The organism is Simonsiella muelleri ATCC 29453, from assembly GCF_002951835.1.
Classification (GTDB): Bacteria; Pseudomonadota; Gammaproteobacteria; order Burkholderiales; family Neisseriaceae; genus Simonsiella; species Simonsiella muelleri.
Genome location: NZ_CP019448.1, coordinates 278316 through 294922, shown reverse-complemented (window position 1 = coordinate 294922; position 16607 = coordinate 278316). Strand labels below are relative to the sequence as shown.

15 protein-coding genes and 2 pseudogenes are annotated in these 16607 nt (G+C 39.5%); 5 read left to right on the top strand and 12 right to left on the bottom strand.

Features of this window, described 5'->3' with window-relative positions; translation table 11 throughout:
- Positions 1 to 99: 99 nt before the first annotated feature.
- The 3 genes from BWP33_RS01415 to BWP33_RS12700 all read right to left on the bottom strand — a co-directional run bounded on the left by BWP33_RS01415 (position 100) and on the right by BWP33_RS12700 (position 2650).
- Entirely contained in the window at positions 100 to 1029 is a 930-nt protein-coding gene (locus BWP33_RS01415; protein WP_002641150.1) for a HupA family protein, read from the bottom strand.
- Positions 1030 to 1034: 5 nt separating this feature from the next.
- Positions 1035 to 1790, bottom strand: coding sequence for an IS5 family transposase (locus tag BWP33_RS01410; protein WP_002641156.1), 756 nt, complete (start codon positions 1788 to 1790; stop codon positions 1035 to 1037).
- 65 nt (positions 1791 to 1855) lie between these two features.
- Positions 1856 to 2650, bottom strand: a complete 795-nt coding sequence (locus tag BWP33_RS12700) for a hypothetical protein (RefSeq protein ID WP_211289038.1) — start codon at positions 2648 to 2650, stop codon at positions 1856 to 1858.
- A gap of 377 nt (positions 2651 to 3027) precedes the next feature.
- Between BWP33_RS12700 and BWP33_RS01400 the strand changes: the two genes are divergently transcribed.
- Positions 3028 to 4104 (top strand): patatin-like phospholipase family protein, encoded by a 1077-nt coding sequence (locus tag BWP33_RS01400; RefSeq protein WP_002641153.1) that lies wholly within the window; start codon positions 3028 to 3030, stop codon positions 4102 to 4104.
- The gene (locus BWP33_RS01395; protein WP_002641154.1) at positions 4101 to 4865 is read left to right on the top strand and encodes an SDR family NAD(P)-dependent oxidoreductase; all 765 of its coding nucleotides are present in this window, start codon (positions 4101 to 4103) and stop codon (positions 4863 to 4865) included. The genes BWP33_RS01400 and BWP33_RS01395 overlap by 4 nt, the downstream gene beginning before the upstream one ends.
- A gap of 214 nt (positions 4866 to 5079) precedes the next feature.
- On the opposite strand, the gene BWP33_RS01390 is transcribed toward BWP33_RS01395, so the two are convergent.
- Complete coding sequence (locus BWP33_RS01390; RefSeq protein WP_002641155.1) at positions 5080 to 5451, bottom strand: response regulator; 372 nt, start codon at positions 5449 to 5451, stop codon at positions 5080 to 5082.
- A 15-nt stretch (positions 5452 to 5466) separates the two neighbouring features.
- Positions 5467 to 5619: pseudogene (locus tag BWP33_RS01385) on the bottom strand (hypothetical protein); the annotation flags it as partial.
- A 93-nt stretch (positions 5620 to 5712) separates the two neighbouring features.
- Here BWP33_RS01385 and BWP33_RS01380 point away from each other — a divergent pair.
- Positions 5713 to 6468: an IS5 family transposase gene (locus BWP33_RS01380; protein WP_002641156.1), complete on the top strand. Its 756-nt coding sequence runs from the start codon at positions 5713 to 5715 to the stop codon at positions 6466 to 6468.
- A gap of 520 nt (positions 6469 to 6988) precedes the next feature.
- On the opposite strand, the pseudogene BWP33_RS12790 reads toward BWP33_RS01380, so the two are convergent.
- Positions 6989 to 7276: pseudogene (locus BWP33_RS12790) on the bottom strand (Hpt domain-containing protein); the annotation flags it as partial.
- Between the two features lie 1469 nt (positions 7277 to 8745).
- Between BWP33_RS12790 and BWP33_RS01370 the strand changes: the two are divergent.
- A complete protein-coding gene (locus BWP33_RS01370) occupies positions 8746 to 10371 on the top strand; it encodes a CTP synthase (protein ID WP_002641158.1) in 1626 nt (541 codons plus the stop codon).
- Positions 10372 to 10566: 195 nt separating this feature from the next.
- Complete coding sequence (locus BWP33_RS01365) at positions 10567 to 11418, top strand: transporter substrate-binding domain-containing protein (protein WP_002641159.1); 852 nt, start codon at positions 10567 to 10569, stop codon at positions 11416 to 11418.
- A 191-nt stretch (positions 11419 to 11609) separates the two neighbouring features.
- On the opposite strand, the gene rpoN is transcribed toward BWP33_RS01365, so the two are convergent.
- The 6 genes from rpoN to BWP33_RS01335 form a co-directional block, all read right to left on the bottom strand.
- The gene (gene rpoN, locus BWP33_RS01360) at positions 11610 to 12965 is read right to left on the bottom strand and encodes an RNA polymerase factor sigma-54 (protein ID WP_002641160.1); all 1356 of its coding nucleotides are present in this window, start codon (positions 12963 to 12965) and stop codon (positions 11610 to 11612) included.
- A gap of 67 nt (positions 12966 to 13032) precedes the next feature.
- The gene (lptB, locus tag BWP33_RS01355) at positions 13033 to 13764 is read right to left on the bottom strand and encodes an LPS export ABC transporter ATP-binding protein (RefSeq protein ID WP_002641161.1); all 732 of its coding nucleotides are present in this window, start codon (positions 13762 to 13764) and stop codon (positions 13033 to 13035) included.
- 37 nt (positions 13765 to 13801) lie between these two features.
- Positions 13802 to 14335, bottom strand: coding sequence for a lipopolysaccharide transport periplasmic protein LptA (gene lptA, locus BWP33_RS01350; protein ID WP_002641162.1), 534 nt, complete (start codon positions 14333 to 14335; stop codon positions 13802 to 13804).
- Complete coding sequence (lptC, locus tag BWP33_RS01345) at positions 14316 to 14891, bottom strand: LPS export ABC transporter periplasmic protein LptC (protein ID WP_002641163.1); 576 nt, start codon at positions 14889 to 14891, stop codon at positions 14316 to 14318. Before lptC ends, lptA begins: the two co-directional genes overlap by 20 nt.
- Entirely contained in the window at positions 14888 to 15427 is a 540-nt protein-coding gene (locus tag BWP33_RS01340; protein WP_002641164.1) for a KdsC family phosphatase, read from the bottom strand. The genes lptC and BWP33_RS01340 overlap by 4 nt, the downstream gene beginning before the upstream one ends.
- Positions 15428 to 15532: 105 nt before the next feature.
- On the bottom strand, positions 15533 to 16504 hold the full coding sequence (locus BWP33_RS01335) for a KpsF/GutQ family sugar-phosphate isomerase (protein WP_002641165.1): 972 nt from the start codon (positions 16502 to 16504) through the stop codon (positions 15533 to 15535).
- Positions 16505 to 16607 lie beyond the last annotated feature (103 nt).

The following is a 16607-nucleotide window of genomic DNA, read 5'->3' as shown; positions in this document are numbered from 1 at the left end:
ATATGAATATGAAAAACTTGATACAGCACAAATTAATCACCTAATTTGCGCCGTATCAAGTAAGAGTTGATAACCTAACTAATCAGCATAAAACCGTTCTTATCTAGTAACATTACCAGAACTATTAATACTTGGTTCATCAGCAGGCTTAACCGGATCAGCAGGAGTTCCTGTTTTAGCAGGTACAACAGTTTCGCGACCTGTCAACTGAGCACCAAATACAGCACCCCATTTATTTCCTGCTGTATGGTCATTAGATGAAACCACACCGCCCATTTCTGTTGCCTCTTTATTTAAAGATGCACCAAATAAACCACCAGTATTATCGATGTTGTTATGCGATGTACCAGCAATATTACCATTCTCAGACATAGAACCAGTAAAATCTACTAAACGAACATCTTTAACGCCTTTCAACGCACCATCATACCATTTATTGTACAAGTTACCTTCTACAGCATTGGTATTCAAGTTAATTTTAGCAGTAACATGTGTACCACTCACTAAACCTGAGTCAGCTGCTTTCTCAGCAGCCACAATGGCTGTAGGTACACTATTGACTTTGGCTTTAGCTGGACCAACCCAGCTATTATCAATACCATAAGTTACCGCATGACCATCGTATTTCAACACTGTGTTTGGATTATCATTTTTAAGTTTTTTCAATCCAGCTACATCCATGTTATTCTCATTTAAACGGTAGAAGTAATTATCTTCAGTACCTAGAGTGCCAGTGTAACCATACTTAGCAATTTTAGTATCCACCTCGTCCCCATTTTCTAATGTTGAAATATCTTGGGCATGTAAAGCAGAAGTCAAACTACCATACTGAACATTCTTATAAGGTTTTTGGGTAAATGGCGCATTTGTTTCTTCACCATCTTCTTTAACATTAGTGATTTTCGCACCGTACATTTGACCAACAATCGAAGTATTATCAGATTTAGGTTTACGGAGTTCATTACCAGCTGATGCATCTTCACCCTTAGCGTTCAAAACTTTAAGTTTAGACTTAGGGGCTAATGACATTTTAGCTATAATTTCAACCAAATCAAAGCACAAGCTAATGATACAGTACTTTCATAATTACGTTTTAATTTATCGTACCGTGTTGCCAGCGCACGAAAATGCTTTAATCGTGCAAAAGCGTTTTCTACCAAGTGCCTGATTTTATATAAATACCAATCTGTGCCCACATTAAGATGTTCTCTATTTTTCTTATATGGAATATTGGCTTTACTTTGTTTAGACTGAATTAACCGACGAAAAGTATCACTGTCAAAACCCCTATCAGCACACACGGTTTCATTATCACTTAAATCCAATTGTGCCAATAAATCAGGCGCAACAACAATATCATTTACATTACCAGCTGTAATGATAAATTCAATTGGATTACCACAAGCATCAACCGCTAAATGAATTTTAGACGTATGACCACCGATACTCTTACCAACAGCTTGATGCGTAATGGATTGTTTACCCATACCGTGTTGATGAACGCGGATATGGCTACCGTCCATAAAGACCCATTCCATATCGGGTGTATCTACCAAATGTTTGAATAATCGGGTAAAAATACCGCGTTTAGACCAGCGATTGAAACTTTGGTAAAGGCTGTTTGCTTTACCAAAATAACTAGGTATATCAGCCCATTGGCAGCCTGTACGTAAGCGAAATAGGATACCTTCTACTGTTTTGCGTAAATTTTTCTTGCGATAAATGCCAAGCTGTTTCAAAATAGGCAACAGTCTTGACCATGTTTCATTTGTAAGCGTGTTTCGGGACATGGCAAAGGTTTGGGATGGTTGCGTGGAAACAATATCTTAAATCCTTTGCCTCTTTTTTTGAATTGTCAATAGCCCCTAGGATCATCACCATCACCATAGTTTTCAGTATAATTTTTACGTCCTGCTTGTACGGTATATACATATACAGATACGGTAGCTTTATCATCTTTAGCTTTATCATCTTTAGCTTTATCATCTTTAGCTTTATCATCTTTAGCTTTATCATCTTTAGCTTTATCATCTTTAGCTTTATCATCTTTAGCTTTATCATCTTTTTTAGCTTTAACAGCAGCCTCGAATGTTAATTTACCGTCTGTAGGTGCCGCCTTTGATAAGTTTTCCAAACCAGCTAAATAAGCAACCTTCACTGTACCTTTGTTATCTGGAGCCTGACCCACTACTAAAGTTTTTAAATCTTTATCGGGAGATTGTACATTCATTAATTCTGGCGTATTAGATGTAGAATCCGTATTAGAACTGTAGTTAGTAGTTAAATTAGAATTATTTTTTACTACATTTTTTGCGCCTACACTAGATTTTTCCAATAAATCAGAACCTGTTGGGGTAGGACGTAACACAGCATTATCGGCTTTACGATCTGAATTTTCAGCAGCCAATGCGGCAGCAGCCTTTTTAGCAGCAGCCTCATCCGCAGCTTTTTTAGCAGCAGCAGCTTGGTCAGCAGCTTTTTTAGCAGCAGCAGCTTCATCAGCAGCTTTTTTAGCAGCCGCTTGTGCTGCTGTTGTACTCGCTGTTGAATTAGTAGATGGGCTATCGCTACCACCACTGCTACCACAAGCCGCCAATACCATAGCAGCGATGATTGTTAAACTAAATTTCGCCAAAGAGTTTGTTTTCATGGTTGAAAATCCTTATACAAAAAAATGCAAAAATTGAACTACCTTCCTCAAAGTTAAATTAACAATCAAACAATATTTAATATCATTTAACTGAAAATTAACGTTATTTGGTATTGTATTTTCTTTTTTTTATTTCATCAACATTCTTATTTCACAAAATATAATTAATTTCAAAATAATATAACTTTTATTATTAATAATAAAAACCTATTTAATTGAATTTAAATATTTTTTAAAATTTAAAATGATTTAACATTCTCAATTAAGCATTGTGTTCAATTTACGCAACAAAAATAACCAATCTTAATGATATTTACTTCTACTGTTATTAACCATTAGAATAAACGACCTGATCTTTTTTACATTACCCAATTAATATGAGAAAATATTCGTCTATACAATGCTTTACAGGTGGTGGAACACGATTTGGCTACTACTTGGGCAGTTATGCTGCATGGTCTGCTCATCAGCCCGCACCATCTGCTATTTTTGCCACTTGCGGTGGCAGTATTGCTGCGTGGTTGATATCACAAGCACCTGATTCTAAAAAATTATATGAAATCGCCACATCGCCTATTTTGCACCAAACTTTGTGTCAATTGGCACAACCTCGTCAGCCAAAACACATGTTTACCCCTATTCTTCAAGCAGCCTTGCGTTATTGGCAAACCCGTTCAGAAGCACGACTACAACGTGTGCATGAGCGCGATACTTTCCATTCACTGCTGCACGAATTAAAAAAATATGCTTTATTTCAACCAATTAAACAACCTAATTCATGGCTGCAACCCGTTGCCGACTTTGCTGCATCGCTGCCTAATCCACAGCTACATCACACGCCTGATATTTTAATTGGTGCAAGTCGTTTGCTGCCTCAATCAACGCGCTGGCAATATATTGTTTTCTCATCAAAAAAACAACATTTCAGGCAGCCTGAAAATATCGCCGCCTACCACGCACCGCATCGCCAAGACCGTCAAATTCAACCTATTTTTACTCCCAATCTTCAGGCTGCCGTAGCTGCATCTGTGGCAGATATGTATTATCAAGAACCTGTTTTCATTGATAATATTGGATTTTGCATGGGAGGTGTGATGGATTTACTGCCACTAGAATGGCTCGCCACGCTTGCCGACAATGTAATAACCGAACAAAAATCTTTTTATAACAAATATTTATCCGAACCAGCCATTTTGCGCATTTTTGGTACGCCTGCTAATTTACGCCATACCGAAATTCAACAATTTATGCAGCAACACGCACGCATTCACCCATTACCTTTTTCAGATAACCAATTGGCATTAAAAGGAAAATATGTGTCAAAATCGTATGATTGGTTTTCAGGCAGCCTGAAAGTGAATATAGGCAACCCCGACACATTCGCCGAACAAATAGACGCACAATGGCAATATGGATACAATAACACTTTGATTTATTTAAATGAAAATTTATGAAACCCAAAATTCTCATCATCGGCGGAACAAGCGGCATCGGTTTAGCATTGGCAAAAGCCCACGAACAGCAAGATTGGCAAGTCAGCGTAGTGGGCAGTTCATCATATAAAATCAATGTGTTACGTCCATTATTTCCCAATTGGCAAATCATTCAATGCGATGTCTGTGATTCTATTCAACTCAATGATTTATTAGAAAAATTATCTGAAAATGCACCGTATCAGCGCATCATTTATGCGGCAGGTTGGTATCTCAACGAAAGGCGTTTTGATTTGAATGCAGCAGACAGTCTAAAAATGTTGGCGGTTAATTTACAAGCATTTCAAACGTGTTTTGCGTGGGCGGCGCGGCATGTTCAGGCAGCCTGCGGATACACGGCAACATTGGTATGTTTGTCGTCTGTGGCGGGCTTGGTGGATTATCCCTACACCAGCGTGTACGCCCAATGCAAACGTGCCATGTGGCACACCGCCGCCGCGTATCGTTCAGCCTTGTTACCAAATAAAATCAATGTATTATGTGTTGCCAGTGGTTATGTGGATACTGAAACTTTACGACAAATTAACGGAGGCAATGCCCAACACAAACCTTTTCTAATCAGTGAAACACGCGCTGTGAATGAAATTTTAGCGGCATTGAACTCGGGTCGTGATACCGCTATTTTTCCCAAAAGAATGAAATATTTCATTCAAATTGTAAATTTATTACCCAAACCGTATCTAAATTGGCTAATGAAAAAAAATGACAAAGAGTCAAGATGATATAGTCGTTTAAAGTAAGAACCTGTATTCACAGCCAACACAGTCGTATTTTTAATTTTAACTGACTGACTATAAATAAAAAAAGGCGCATACTCTGCTAAGAATATGCGCCAAATCTACAAAGGAGAAATAGAGGAGAAATATCCAACCACTTTCGCGATTAGATGGACTGTATTATGTACTTTTATTACATTTTTGTCAAATATTTTTTGCATTATCGTATAATGGGATTGATTAATTTATTCAATCCAATAATCAACTTTTCATCTGTGAATGGTTTTTGAACAAATCCACGCGCTCCACTGTGCAACGCTTTCAGACCTGTTCTTCTATCCGACACTGCTGAAACCACCAAAATACTTACTCGCGCATCTTGTGCGATAATTTGCCTAATGGCAGTCAGGCCATCCACTTCAGGCATATTTAAATCCATCGTAATTAAATTAGGACGGTGTAATTTAAATAATTCTACTGCTTCTTTACCGTTAGCAGCAGTTGCCACCACTTCGATCATCATACCACGAACAGCGCGCTCAATGCGATTACAAATAATTTGAGAGTCATCAACTATCATCAGTTTATACATAAATTACCCCCCTTTTTAAGGCTGTTTCGGTGGGAAACTAATGGTAAAGCGTGTGTATTGCTCATAAGCAGTATTGATATTAAATTTACCACCCATTTTTTGAATGGACTGACGAATCACACCCATACCCACACCTTTTCCTGCATCTTCAGTGTTTTGCGCAGCAGTGGAAAATCCATCGCTTAGGGGCTATTGACAATTCAAAAAAAGAGGCAAAGGATTTAAGATATTGTTTCCACGCAACCATCCCAAACCTTTGCCATGTCCCGAAACACGCTTACAAATGAAACATGGTCAAGACTGTTGCCTATTTTGAAACAGCTTGGCATTTATCGCAAGAAAAATTTACGCAAAACAGTAGAAGGTATCCTATTTCGCTTACGTACAGGCTGCCAATGGGCTGATATACCTAGTTATTTTGGTAAAGCAAACAGCCTTTACCAAAGTTTCAATCGCTGGTCTAAACGCGGTATTTTTACCCGATTATTCAAACATTTGGTAGATACACCCGATATGGAATGGGTCTTTATGGACGGTAGCCATATCCGCGTTCATCAACACGGTATGGGTAAACAATCCATTACGCATCAAGCTGTTGGTAAGAGTATCGGTGGTCATACGTCTAAAATTCATTTAGCGGTTGATGCTTGTGGTAATCCAATTGAATTTATCATTACAGCTGGTAATGTAAATGATATTGTTGTTGCGCCTGATTTATTGGCACAATTGGATTTAAGTGATAATGAAACCGTGTGTGCTGATAGGGGTTTTGACAGTGATACTTTTCGTCGGTTAATTCAGTCTAAACAAAGTAAAGCCAATATTCCATATAAGAAAAATAGAGAACATCTTAATGTGGGCACAGATTGGTATTTATATAAAATCAGGCACTTGGTAGAAAACGCTTTTGCACGATTAAAGCATTTTCGTGCGCTGGCAACACGGTACGATAAATTAAAACGTAATTATGAAAGTACTGTATCATTAGCTTGTGCTTTGATTTGGTTGAAATTATAGCTAAAATGTCATTAGCCCCTAGCATTAAAGACAATAATTGTTTTTTACTCAATTGTCCCACTTCTTCTACGGTGTAACGCCCCTCCGCAACCGCTTTATTGCGAATCGCTTCAAAATCAATACCATTACCATCATCTTCTGCTAATAAATTCAATTGACCATTATCAGTGGCAGTCAAAATAAATTTAATGATGCCTGTTTCAGACTTATTGCGTTTGCGGCGTACTGACGGATATTCAATGCCATGCACCACAGAATTACGCACCAATTGCATTAAAATTTCATGTAATGTTTTGCGTTGTGCGCTGTCCATTTCGTATTCTTGAAAACCTTGCATAAGCAAACTGATTTTTTTGCCATTGCGTTCAGCCATATCTTGTGTATAAGTTTGAAGCTGTTGATTTTCTAATAAAATGGTAGATTGAATGGATTGCTCTTCAGGTTGCTCATTTTTCGGCTCCAAACGATTTTCGTAGCTGCGTAAAATATCCAGCAAACGATACAAATCCTCCAACAACACCACAATTGCAAAAAAGTCTTGCCCACTCAAACTGTTTTGACGGCGCAACATTGCCAATGAATCTTCCACAGTGCAACAAATATCCACCATACGCGATAAATTCATTGCACTGGCTTCGCCTTTTAATGTATGAATGTTACGCGCCACAAAACTGGCTTTTGCTTTTAATTCATTCAGACCAGTTTCAGGCGATTGCAAGGTTTGATTAATTTCATCTAGTCTGGCTTGACTGTTGACAATAAAATTGTTCAAGATGCGCGAATCCACGTGCAAAATGGCATTCAACATTTCCATTTCACGTTCTTCTTGTTCTTCTTGTGCTTGTAAGCTGGATTCCAATACCACGCTTTCCGTACTGTCAATCACGCTAACCAAAATACGTTCCACTTTTTCATCTTTGAAAACGCGAAAAAATTTAAAATCCAAATACTTAGGTGGCAAACCTTGTTCAGAGAATATGGCAATACGATGCAATGGGTTCAAATCTTCAATCAAATCTTCTACCACCCAAGGATTATACAATTGCTCAATAAACATTTGCGTATTAACCAATTCACTTTCAGGCAGCATGGGTGCAATCACATCAAGGAAATTTTTCCCTTTAATATCGGTTTGTCCCAACATTTCTTCTAATGGTGCAGAATGCTGTTTGCCAATCGTAAAGTCTTTTTCCACCAAAAACAAACCTTCACGAATCGCAGACATGATTTCACCGAGTTCTTCATTGGCATTTTTCAATTGCGTATCGGCAGCAATCAAACGGCGCATCGCACCAAATGCAATCGCAGCAAACAATACAAATGCCAATACCATACCCGCCAATTGCAGTGTTTGCCATGAATGAGCTTTCTTATTGATTTCATCATATAAAGCAAACGTTAATTGATTACCATCAACCAGCATGGTTTGATTATATTGGCGCACATAATTAACCAAATTATTAATATTTTGGACTTTCAGGCTGCCTGTTTTAGAATCTTGCACCAATAAATTAATTAAATTTTGGTAGTTTGTCCAATTTTGACGAATTTTTTGCAAAGCATCACGTGCAGGCGATTGATTAGGCAACGCCACAATATTCACTTCCAAACCTTCTGGTGTTAAAATTTTTCCACCTTTTTCAAAAGCTTGTAAATTACTTTCAAATTGCATGGCGTATTGTGGAATTTCTTTCATACGTGTAATGCTGTTGGCTGGCAAATTAGACAACGCAATCGTATCAGCACCCATAAATTGCCCCAAATTGTTGGCTTCTTTAAGGTATAAATCAATATCAATCACATTTTTACTGATTTGCTGCACCAGTATGCCTTGGCGCGTTGCAATATCCACGGTCTTGGTATGCGCCAACATTTGATTGGTCGTCCACATACTCAATCCCAACACCAATACCGCCAATAACATAAGCGCACTAATCAAACTTAGCAGCAGACGATACTTATTCAGGCTGCCTGAAAAAAATGGCAACCGAATTAAATTTAACAGATTGCTTAATAAAGAAGTTTTCGGCTTATCCTGCATTGAACTGCTCCTGCTTTGATGTCATTAAATTCTTGTGAATATTTGTCAATTTTCAATAAGGCTAGAATTATAAATTGAATTGCCAAAACAGCCAAGTTAATGCAAAAATAAATTGGTTTAACTCATTGAAATATTAAATCGTATGGTCAATAAATATTCTATTCAGGCAGCCTGAAACCTTTTTATTTGTCAAAATTTGCGTTAAAATCATGCATTCCAACACAGGTATTGTAATCATGACAAAATTTATTTTCGTAACTGGCGGCGTTGTCTCTTCCTTAGGGAAAGGTATCGCCGCCGCTTCTATTGCAACGATTTTAGAATCTCGTGGTTTGAATGTAACCATGTTGAAATTAGATCCTTATATTAATGTGGACCCTGGTACCATGAGTCCTTTTCAGCACGGTGAAGTGTTCGTAACCGATGACGGCGCGGAAACCGATTTGGATTTGGGACACTACGAACGTTTCATCAACGCCACTTTGTCGCGCCAAAACAGCTTCAGCACTGGGCAAGTTTATGAAAATGTGATTGCCAAAGAACGCCGTGGCGATTATTTAGGTGGCACAGTACAAGTCATTCCACACATCACCGACGAAATCAAACGCCGTATTCACGAAGGTGCAGCCGGCAAAGACGTAGCAATTGTGGAAATTGGTGGCACAGTCGGCGATATTGAATCGTTGCCATTTTTGGAAGCCATTCGCCAAATGCGCTCGCAATTGGGGCGTACCAATACGTTATTTGCGCATTTGAGTTATGTACCGTACATTGCGGCGGCTGGCGAAATCAAAACCAAACCCACACAACACACCGTTAAAGAGATGTTAAGTATTGGTTTGCAACCTGATATTTTGATTTGTCGCATGGATCGAATCATGCCCGAAGACGAACGCCGCAAAATTGCCCTATTTTGCAATGTGGAAGAACGCGCTATTGTGGGTAGTTATGATGTGAACAGCATTTATGAATGTCCAGAAATGTTGCATAATCAAGGCATTGATAATATTATTTGCGAGCAATTGCAATTGAATGTGAAACAAGCCGATTTAACTGAATGGAAAAAAATTGTTTACGCCATTCAAAATCCAAAACACACCGTTCAAATTGCCATGGTGGGAAAATATGTAGATTTAACAGAATCTTATAAATCCTTAACCGAAGCCCTAAAACACGCAGGTATTCACACGCAAACCGATGTGCAAATTACCTATATTGACAGTGAAAGCATTGAAAAAAATGGTACAGGCTGCCTGAAAAATTTTGACGCGATTTTAGTGCCTGGGGGATTCGGTTCGCGTGGTGTAGAAGGTAAAATCTCCACAGCACGTTTTGCGCGTGAAAATAATGTGCCTTACTTAGGTATTTGTTTGGGTATGCAAATTGCGTTGATTGAATACGCACGAGATGTAGCAGGTTTAGTGGGTGCCAATTCAACTGAATTTGATTTGAAAACGCCTTACCCCGTGGTCGCATTGATTGACGAATGGCAAACAGCTGATGGTAGCGTTGAAAAACGTGATGCAAATGCAGACCTAGGCGGAACAATGCGTTTGGGCGCACAAGAGGTGGAATTGAAACCCAATAGTTTGGCAGCTAAAATTTACGGCGCAACACAAATTCGCGAACGCCATCGCCATCGTTACGAAGTGAATAATCATTATATCAAGCAATTAGAAGATGCTGGTTTGGTGTTTGGTGGTGTGTCTATTGGTCGTGAGCGTTTGGTTGAGACAATTGAAATTCCAAATCATGACTGGTTTTTTGCATGTCAATTTCACCCAGAATTCACGTCTAATCCGCGTAAAGGACACAAATTATTTGAAGCTTTCGTCAAAGCAGCATTAGCACATAAAAAATAAAACTTTCAAGCTAAAACCTTTGCAAAACCTGCTAAAATGATTATTTCATAATTTTAGCTGATTGATATATTTAAATTTTACTTATTTTGGCGGAAAATAGAAGTTTGGCAGAGGTTTCAGGCTGCCTGAAACCTTTACCGTTGTTACTAACTAATCAAAAATATTCGTTTAATTATTTTTTAGGAGAAAATTAACATGATTAAAAAAACCTTTAATCGTTTAGGTCTATTAAGCGTATTTATGTGCGTATTAACCGCTTGTAATAAACAAAACGATGCAACCACCACCGAAGCTGCTGCATCTACACCTGCCACAACGGCACATTCAGGCTTACCCGTTTATCGCGTAGCCACTTTAGCTGCTTTTCCTCCTTTCGTTCAACGCGATGGAAGAGGCAACCCCATTGGGTTTGACATTGATTTACTCAATGAAATTGGCAAAGAAGAAGGTTTCCAGTTGCAATACAAAATGCAATTATGGCAAGGTATTTTGGAAGAATTGAATAGTAATCAACATGATATCGTGGCAGCAGGCGTAGTGGTCACGCCCGAACGCCAAAAATTATACGATTTTTCCGACAACTATATGGACACAAAATGGGCATTGGTATTGAAAGACAAAACAGCGGAAGGCAAGCCACCCTTTAAATCATTTAATGAAGCAGTGCGAGCCAGCAAAGTATTCACAACAGAATATGGGGCAGCAGGTCAAGCCACACTAGAAAAAATTGTTTCAGATAATCAAGCTACTATGATTAATTCTGAAACACCATATTTGGAAATCGCAAATGTGTTAAATGGCAAAGCAGATGCTGCTTACGATAACGCACGCGTTTTGGAATTTTATGTATTCACGCGTTCACAAGACCCCACAACCAAAATGTATACACTGATTGACCCCAACTCACCTGTTAACCAATTTTCATTTGCGGTAAAAAAAGGACGTAATGATGATTTGTTAAACAAAATTAATTCAGGTCTGAAAAAACTGAAAGACAACGGCAAATATCAACAAATCAGAGAAAAATGGTTTGGTAAAAGCAACTAATTGAATTAAAAAAAAGAACGGTCATTGAAGTAAAATAACAACGCTGTACCATGCTTGTTTTATTTAACTATAAATGATCGTTTTTTTCAGGCAGCCTGAAACCTTTGCAAAACCTCATTTTTTGATAGTTATAAAAAATAAATTCTTAAATTTTCAATTGGTTATTTTTTTGAAATTTGTGAATACAGGTTCTAATTTTTGCGACCACTTGCAGGTGCGATTTGCAGCAAATCACGGTATTTGGTAACGGTGCGTCTGGAGATGTTAATGCCTTGTCGCTGCAATAATTTCATTAATTCATTATCGCTATAGGGTTTATTTTTATCTTCCCCACCAATGAGTTGAACTATCATGGCCTTAATAACATTTTGGCTGATGCCCTCATCATCTTCGCCTGTTACAGCAGTTTGACTGAAGAAGTAGCGTATCGGAAAAATACCGCGCGGACAACTCAAATATTTTTGGTTGACGGCGCGTGAAATGGTGCTTTCGGCTAAATCTAAATGTTGTGCGCACTCTTTTAGCAGCATCGGCACCAAACCAATTTCACCAAAATCAAAAAAATCTTGTTGTCTATCAACTACATATTCTGCGATTCTCATAATTGTGGATTTTCGCAAAGTCAAAATATCCAATTTTTGTTTAGCTTCAACAACTTTTTCTTTCCACACACTGTCCACTTGTTCAGTTTGATTGAGTGCCTCTGTTAGCTCGGAATTAATTTCTATGCGCGGGAACATCGCATCATTACTTTGTACATACCAACCATTTTGCCCTTCTTTTACAATAACTTCTGGATTAATATACGAAGTCGGATCATCAGTCGCAAAACCGTAAGCTGGATACGGATTCAATTCGCCAATCATCTCTAAAGCTGCCTGAATGGTTTCCACATCATAATCAGGTAACTTTTTAGCAAGAAAAGTGGCATTTTGTTTATTACCTTGTTTTAATTCAGATAAATGCGATTGCACAATCTGCGCTGCACAACGCCGCTCCAAACTGGCTGGCAAACGTGCCAATTGATGCAACAAAGATTGCTCCAAATTGGCGGTTGCGATGCCTGCGGGATCAAAACTTTGTAAATTTTCAATGGCTTGTTCAATATCTTCTTCAGATAACATCCATTCCAACGGCGTATTCTCAATAATTTCATCAACAGATTCAGTAAGATAACCATGCTCATCTAAAAAATCAATTAATATATGCACATGTGCGGCCTCCACATCCGACAAAGGATGCTCGCACACTTGCGCGTGTAAATACGCATATAAATCATCTTCTTTAGCGATATTTTCCCATGAATTTTCCGCATCATCACCACCCACATTGCGATGAGTTTGCGAAATAGCAGCCGATAACCGCCCAGCCTCCAAAGGCGCATCGTCTGTGGCGACACGCTCTAAAAGGGGGTTATCTGCCAACCACTCCTCCACTTCGCGCTCAATCTCTTGTCCCGACATTTGCAATACACGCAGGGAATATTGAAGATTTTGGCTCAGTTGTTGAGTTTGTCGCAATTTTAGATGCAGATGATTTGAACTCATGAATACCTAGTCAAAAAATGGAAAAAAGGGGCGTATTTTTCAGGCTGCCTGAAAAATTCAAACAAAATTAATAAGTAAAATTATCGCCCAAATAGACTTTGCGAACTTGCTCATCGTTTACCAAGTCATCAGGTCTGCCAGATGCCAACACCATGCCATCACTGATGATGTAGGCGCGGTCGCAAATTCGCAGCGTTTCGCGCACATTGTGGTCGGTAATCAACACGCCGATACCGCGTTGTTTCAGAAATTCAATGATTTTTTGAATGTCAATGACGGCAATTGGGTCAACGCCCGCAAATGGTTCATCCAGCAAAATAAATCGCGGCTGCATCGCCAACACCCGCGCAATTTCCACGCGACGACGTTCCCCTCCCGACAACGCAGGCGCAGGACTGTGGCGCAATCGCCCAATATTCAAATCGTCTAATAACTTATTGAGTTGGCGTTCAATTTCCGTAGCATCACGCAAATTGATTTCCAAAATGGAACGGATATTGTCTTCTACCGTCATTTTGCGAAAAATAGACGCTTCTTGTGGCAAATAGCCAATGCCAGCACGCGCACGTTCGTGAATGGGAAGATGGCGCAATTCTTGTTTGTCCAGCATAATCGTACCAGCATCAGCAGCGATTAAGCCAACAATCATATAAAAACTGGTGGTTTTGCCCGCGCCATTTGGCCCCAGCAAACCAATCACTTCGCCGCTATCAATATCCAGCGAGAAATTTTTAACCACTTGGCGTTTTTTAAAAGTTTTTTGTAAACCTTGAACGTGGAGATGAGATTGTGTTGTCATATTTGATAATATTCATATTTTCAGGCAGCCTGAAAAATTATTTCTTGTTTTTATTCACGGTATTGGGCTGAATAATCACGCTAACGCGTCCATTTTTCGTGCCACTGGAAATGCCTGTCATTTTGCTGCCCATCACGGTGTACACTTCTGTACGCATATTGTAGGTAATCGCTGCACCACGCGCCACGTCGCCACCACGTTTGACCATCGCATTGCCAAATAATTTGACCAAACCCGTGGCGGAATCATATTCTACCTGATTACCCGAACCTTCAACATAACCTTTATTTTCAAGCTGTTGCCCGAAATGTACGGGATTACCTTCACCTTGAATCAGTTGGTTACCTTTGCTGTCTTGCGCCACACGCACGGCATTACCACGAAAATTCAAACTGCCTTGTTTAATCACCACATTTCCTGTAAATACAGTTACTTGATTTTTTTGGTCTAACGAACCTTGGTCGGCTTCAATAGAAATGGGTTGATTGCGATCGCTTTCCAGTGCATAAGCGTTCAGGCTGCCTGAAAATAAAATTGCGACAATTATCCATTTAATTCTTTGTTTTAACATCGTAAATTAAGGCTTTCACTTGATGTGGCAAATCCAATTTGCCTGTTTTATGGTCATAAAATGCGCCCACTGCGCTTCCACGTGATTTGCCATAAGTAAAGAAAATCGGCGCATCGGTTTGGGCGGTTTGCGCAACTGTATCCACAGTTAAATTTTCGGTTTCCACTGTAGCAGCAGGTCTTTGATTATCAGGCATTTTTTCCAATAATACTTTTTGTTCAAAATACACTTTTTTCTCTTCCAAATGATAACGCGCCGACAATCCATTCACGGTATATTGTGGTTTATCATTGAGAAATGTATGCAAATCCGCATTTTGCAAATATACATTCTGTTGGTCGGGCAATTGCCAACTTTTGTCCGCCAGCAACTCTTCTTTCAGGCTGCCTGAAACATCAAAACGATGCGCCAACATACCAGTCATGATGTATTGCGGTTTGGTGGGGTCAAGTTTCACTTCTTCCACGCTGACCGTGCTGATGCGTTCCAACCACGCCGATAATCCCCCCAAAATCAACGCCAGTGAAAATGGAAAAATTAAATTACGAAATCTCATTTAATGTATTCTTCTAATGCGGTTTGCAAGGTATTTTGCGCATGCATAATCAAATCGGTTACTTCACGCACCGCCCCTGCTCCGCCAAAATTTTGCGTGATATAAGCAGCGTGTTCTTTCACAAATGGATGAGCATTTTGCACCGCCACAGGAAAACCACAACGTATCATCACAGGCAAATCAATCACATCATCACCCACAAATGCGCATTCTAATTCAGTGAGTTGTATTTTGTGGCGAATTTGTTCATAGGCAAGTTTTTTGTTGTGCATACCTTTGAAATAATGCGTAATACCCAACTGTTCCACACGCGCGGTTACTGCTGCGTCATTTCGGGCGGTAATCACGGCGGTTTGTATGCCTGATTGTTGCAGCATTTTAATACCGATACCATCTAATGTATTGAATGATTTAAATATTTCTCCTGACTCACCAATCAGAAGTTGACCATTGGTCAATACTCCATCTACATCTAAAATCAATAACTTAATGCTTCTCACACGTTGAATGGTATCGGAGGAAATGTGTTCAAACATAAAAAGGCTGCCTGAAAATAAAATATGTATGTATTTTAACAGATTTACAAAAAACTCGGCAGCATTCACATCAGATTGTTTCAGGCTGCCTGAAAAGAAATTGGGTTACATCACACGCGCTTTCAATAAGTCATGCATATTTAATGCACCAATTAAGATGTTGTTTTTACACACCAATAATCCACTAATGCGTTTTTGCTTCATCAATTTCACGGCTTCGCTGGCCAGTTTTTCTGGTGTAATCGTGGTCGGATTGGTTTTCATAACATCATTCACAGTTAAATCGGCGAAATAATCACGCGTCTGAAACAAACGGCGCAAATCACCATCGGTCAAAATACCTTGCAGGCTGCCTGAACAATCCACCACCGCCAACATGCCCAAACCCTTTTCACTCATGGTAATCACCGCATTTTTCAACGGTGTGTATTCCATCACCGCAGGCAAATCATCGCCCGAGTGCATCACATCGCCCACCGTCAACAGCAACCGCCGCCCCAAACTGCCAGCAGGATGACTCAACGCAAAATCATCGGTCGTGAATTGACGCGCTTTGAGCAGCACAATCGCCAACGCATCGCCCAACGCTAACACCGCCGTGGTACTGGAAGTTGGTGCGAGTCCCAAAGGACAGGCTTCGTGCGAGACGGCTGCCTGAATATGAATGTCAGCGTGTTTTGCCATACTGCTGTTTGGTTTAGACGTGATGCAAATCAGTGTGATTTGACGGCGTTTGAGTGCGGGGATAATGGCTAAAATTTCATCACTTTCACCCGAATTAGACAACGCCAACACCACATCACCATCTACAATCATACCCAAATCACCATGTGCAGCTTCGGCAGGGTGAACGAAAAATGCAGGTGTGCCTGTTGATGCGAATGTGGCGGCAATTTTGCGCCCAATGTGTCCAGATTTGCCCATGCCCATCACAATGACACGTCCTGTGCAAGTTAAAATGGCGTTAGTTGCTTGTATAAATGTCTGATTAATTTGAGAAATTATTTCATCAATCGCATCAGCTTCGGTCTGCAAAGCCTGTTTTGCCCATTCTATATAATGATAAGATGTGTTCATGAATTTTCCATTTTTTAGGTAAATTAATTTTTCAGGCAGCCTTTGGGCTGCGCGAGCAATTGCCCCTATCCAAATCAAATAAAAAGGGTTAGGATTGACGTTT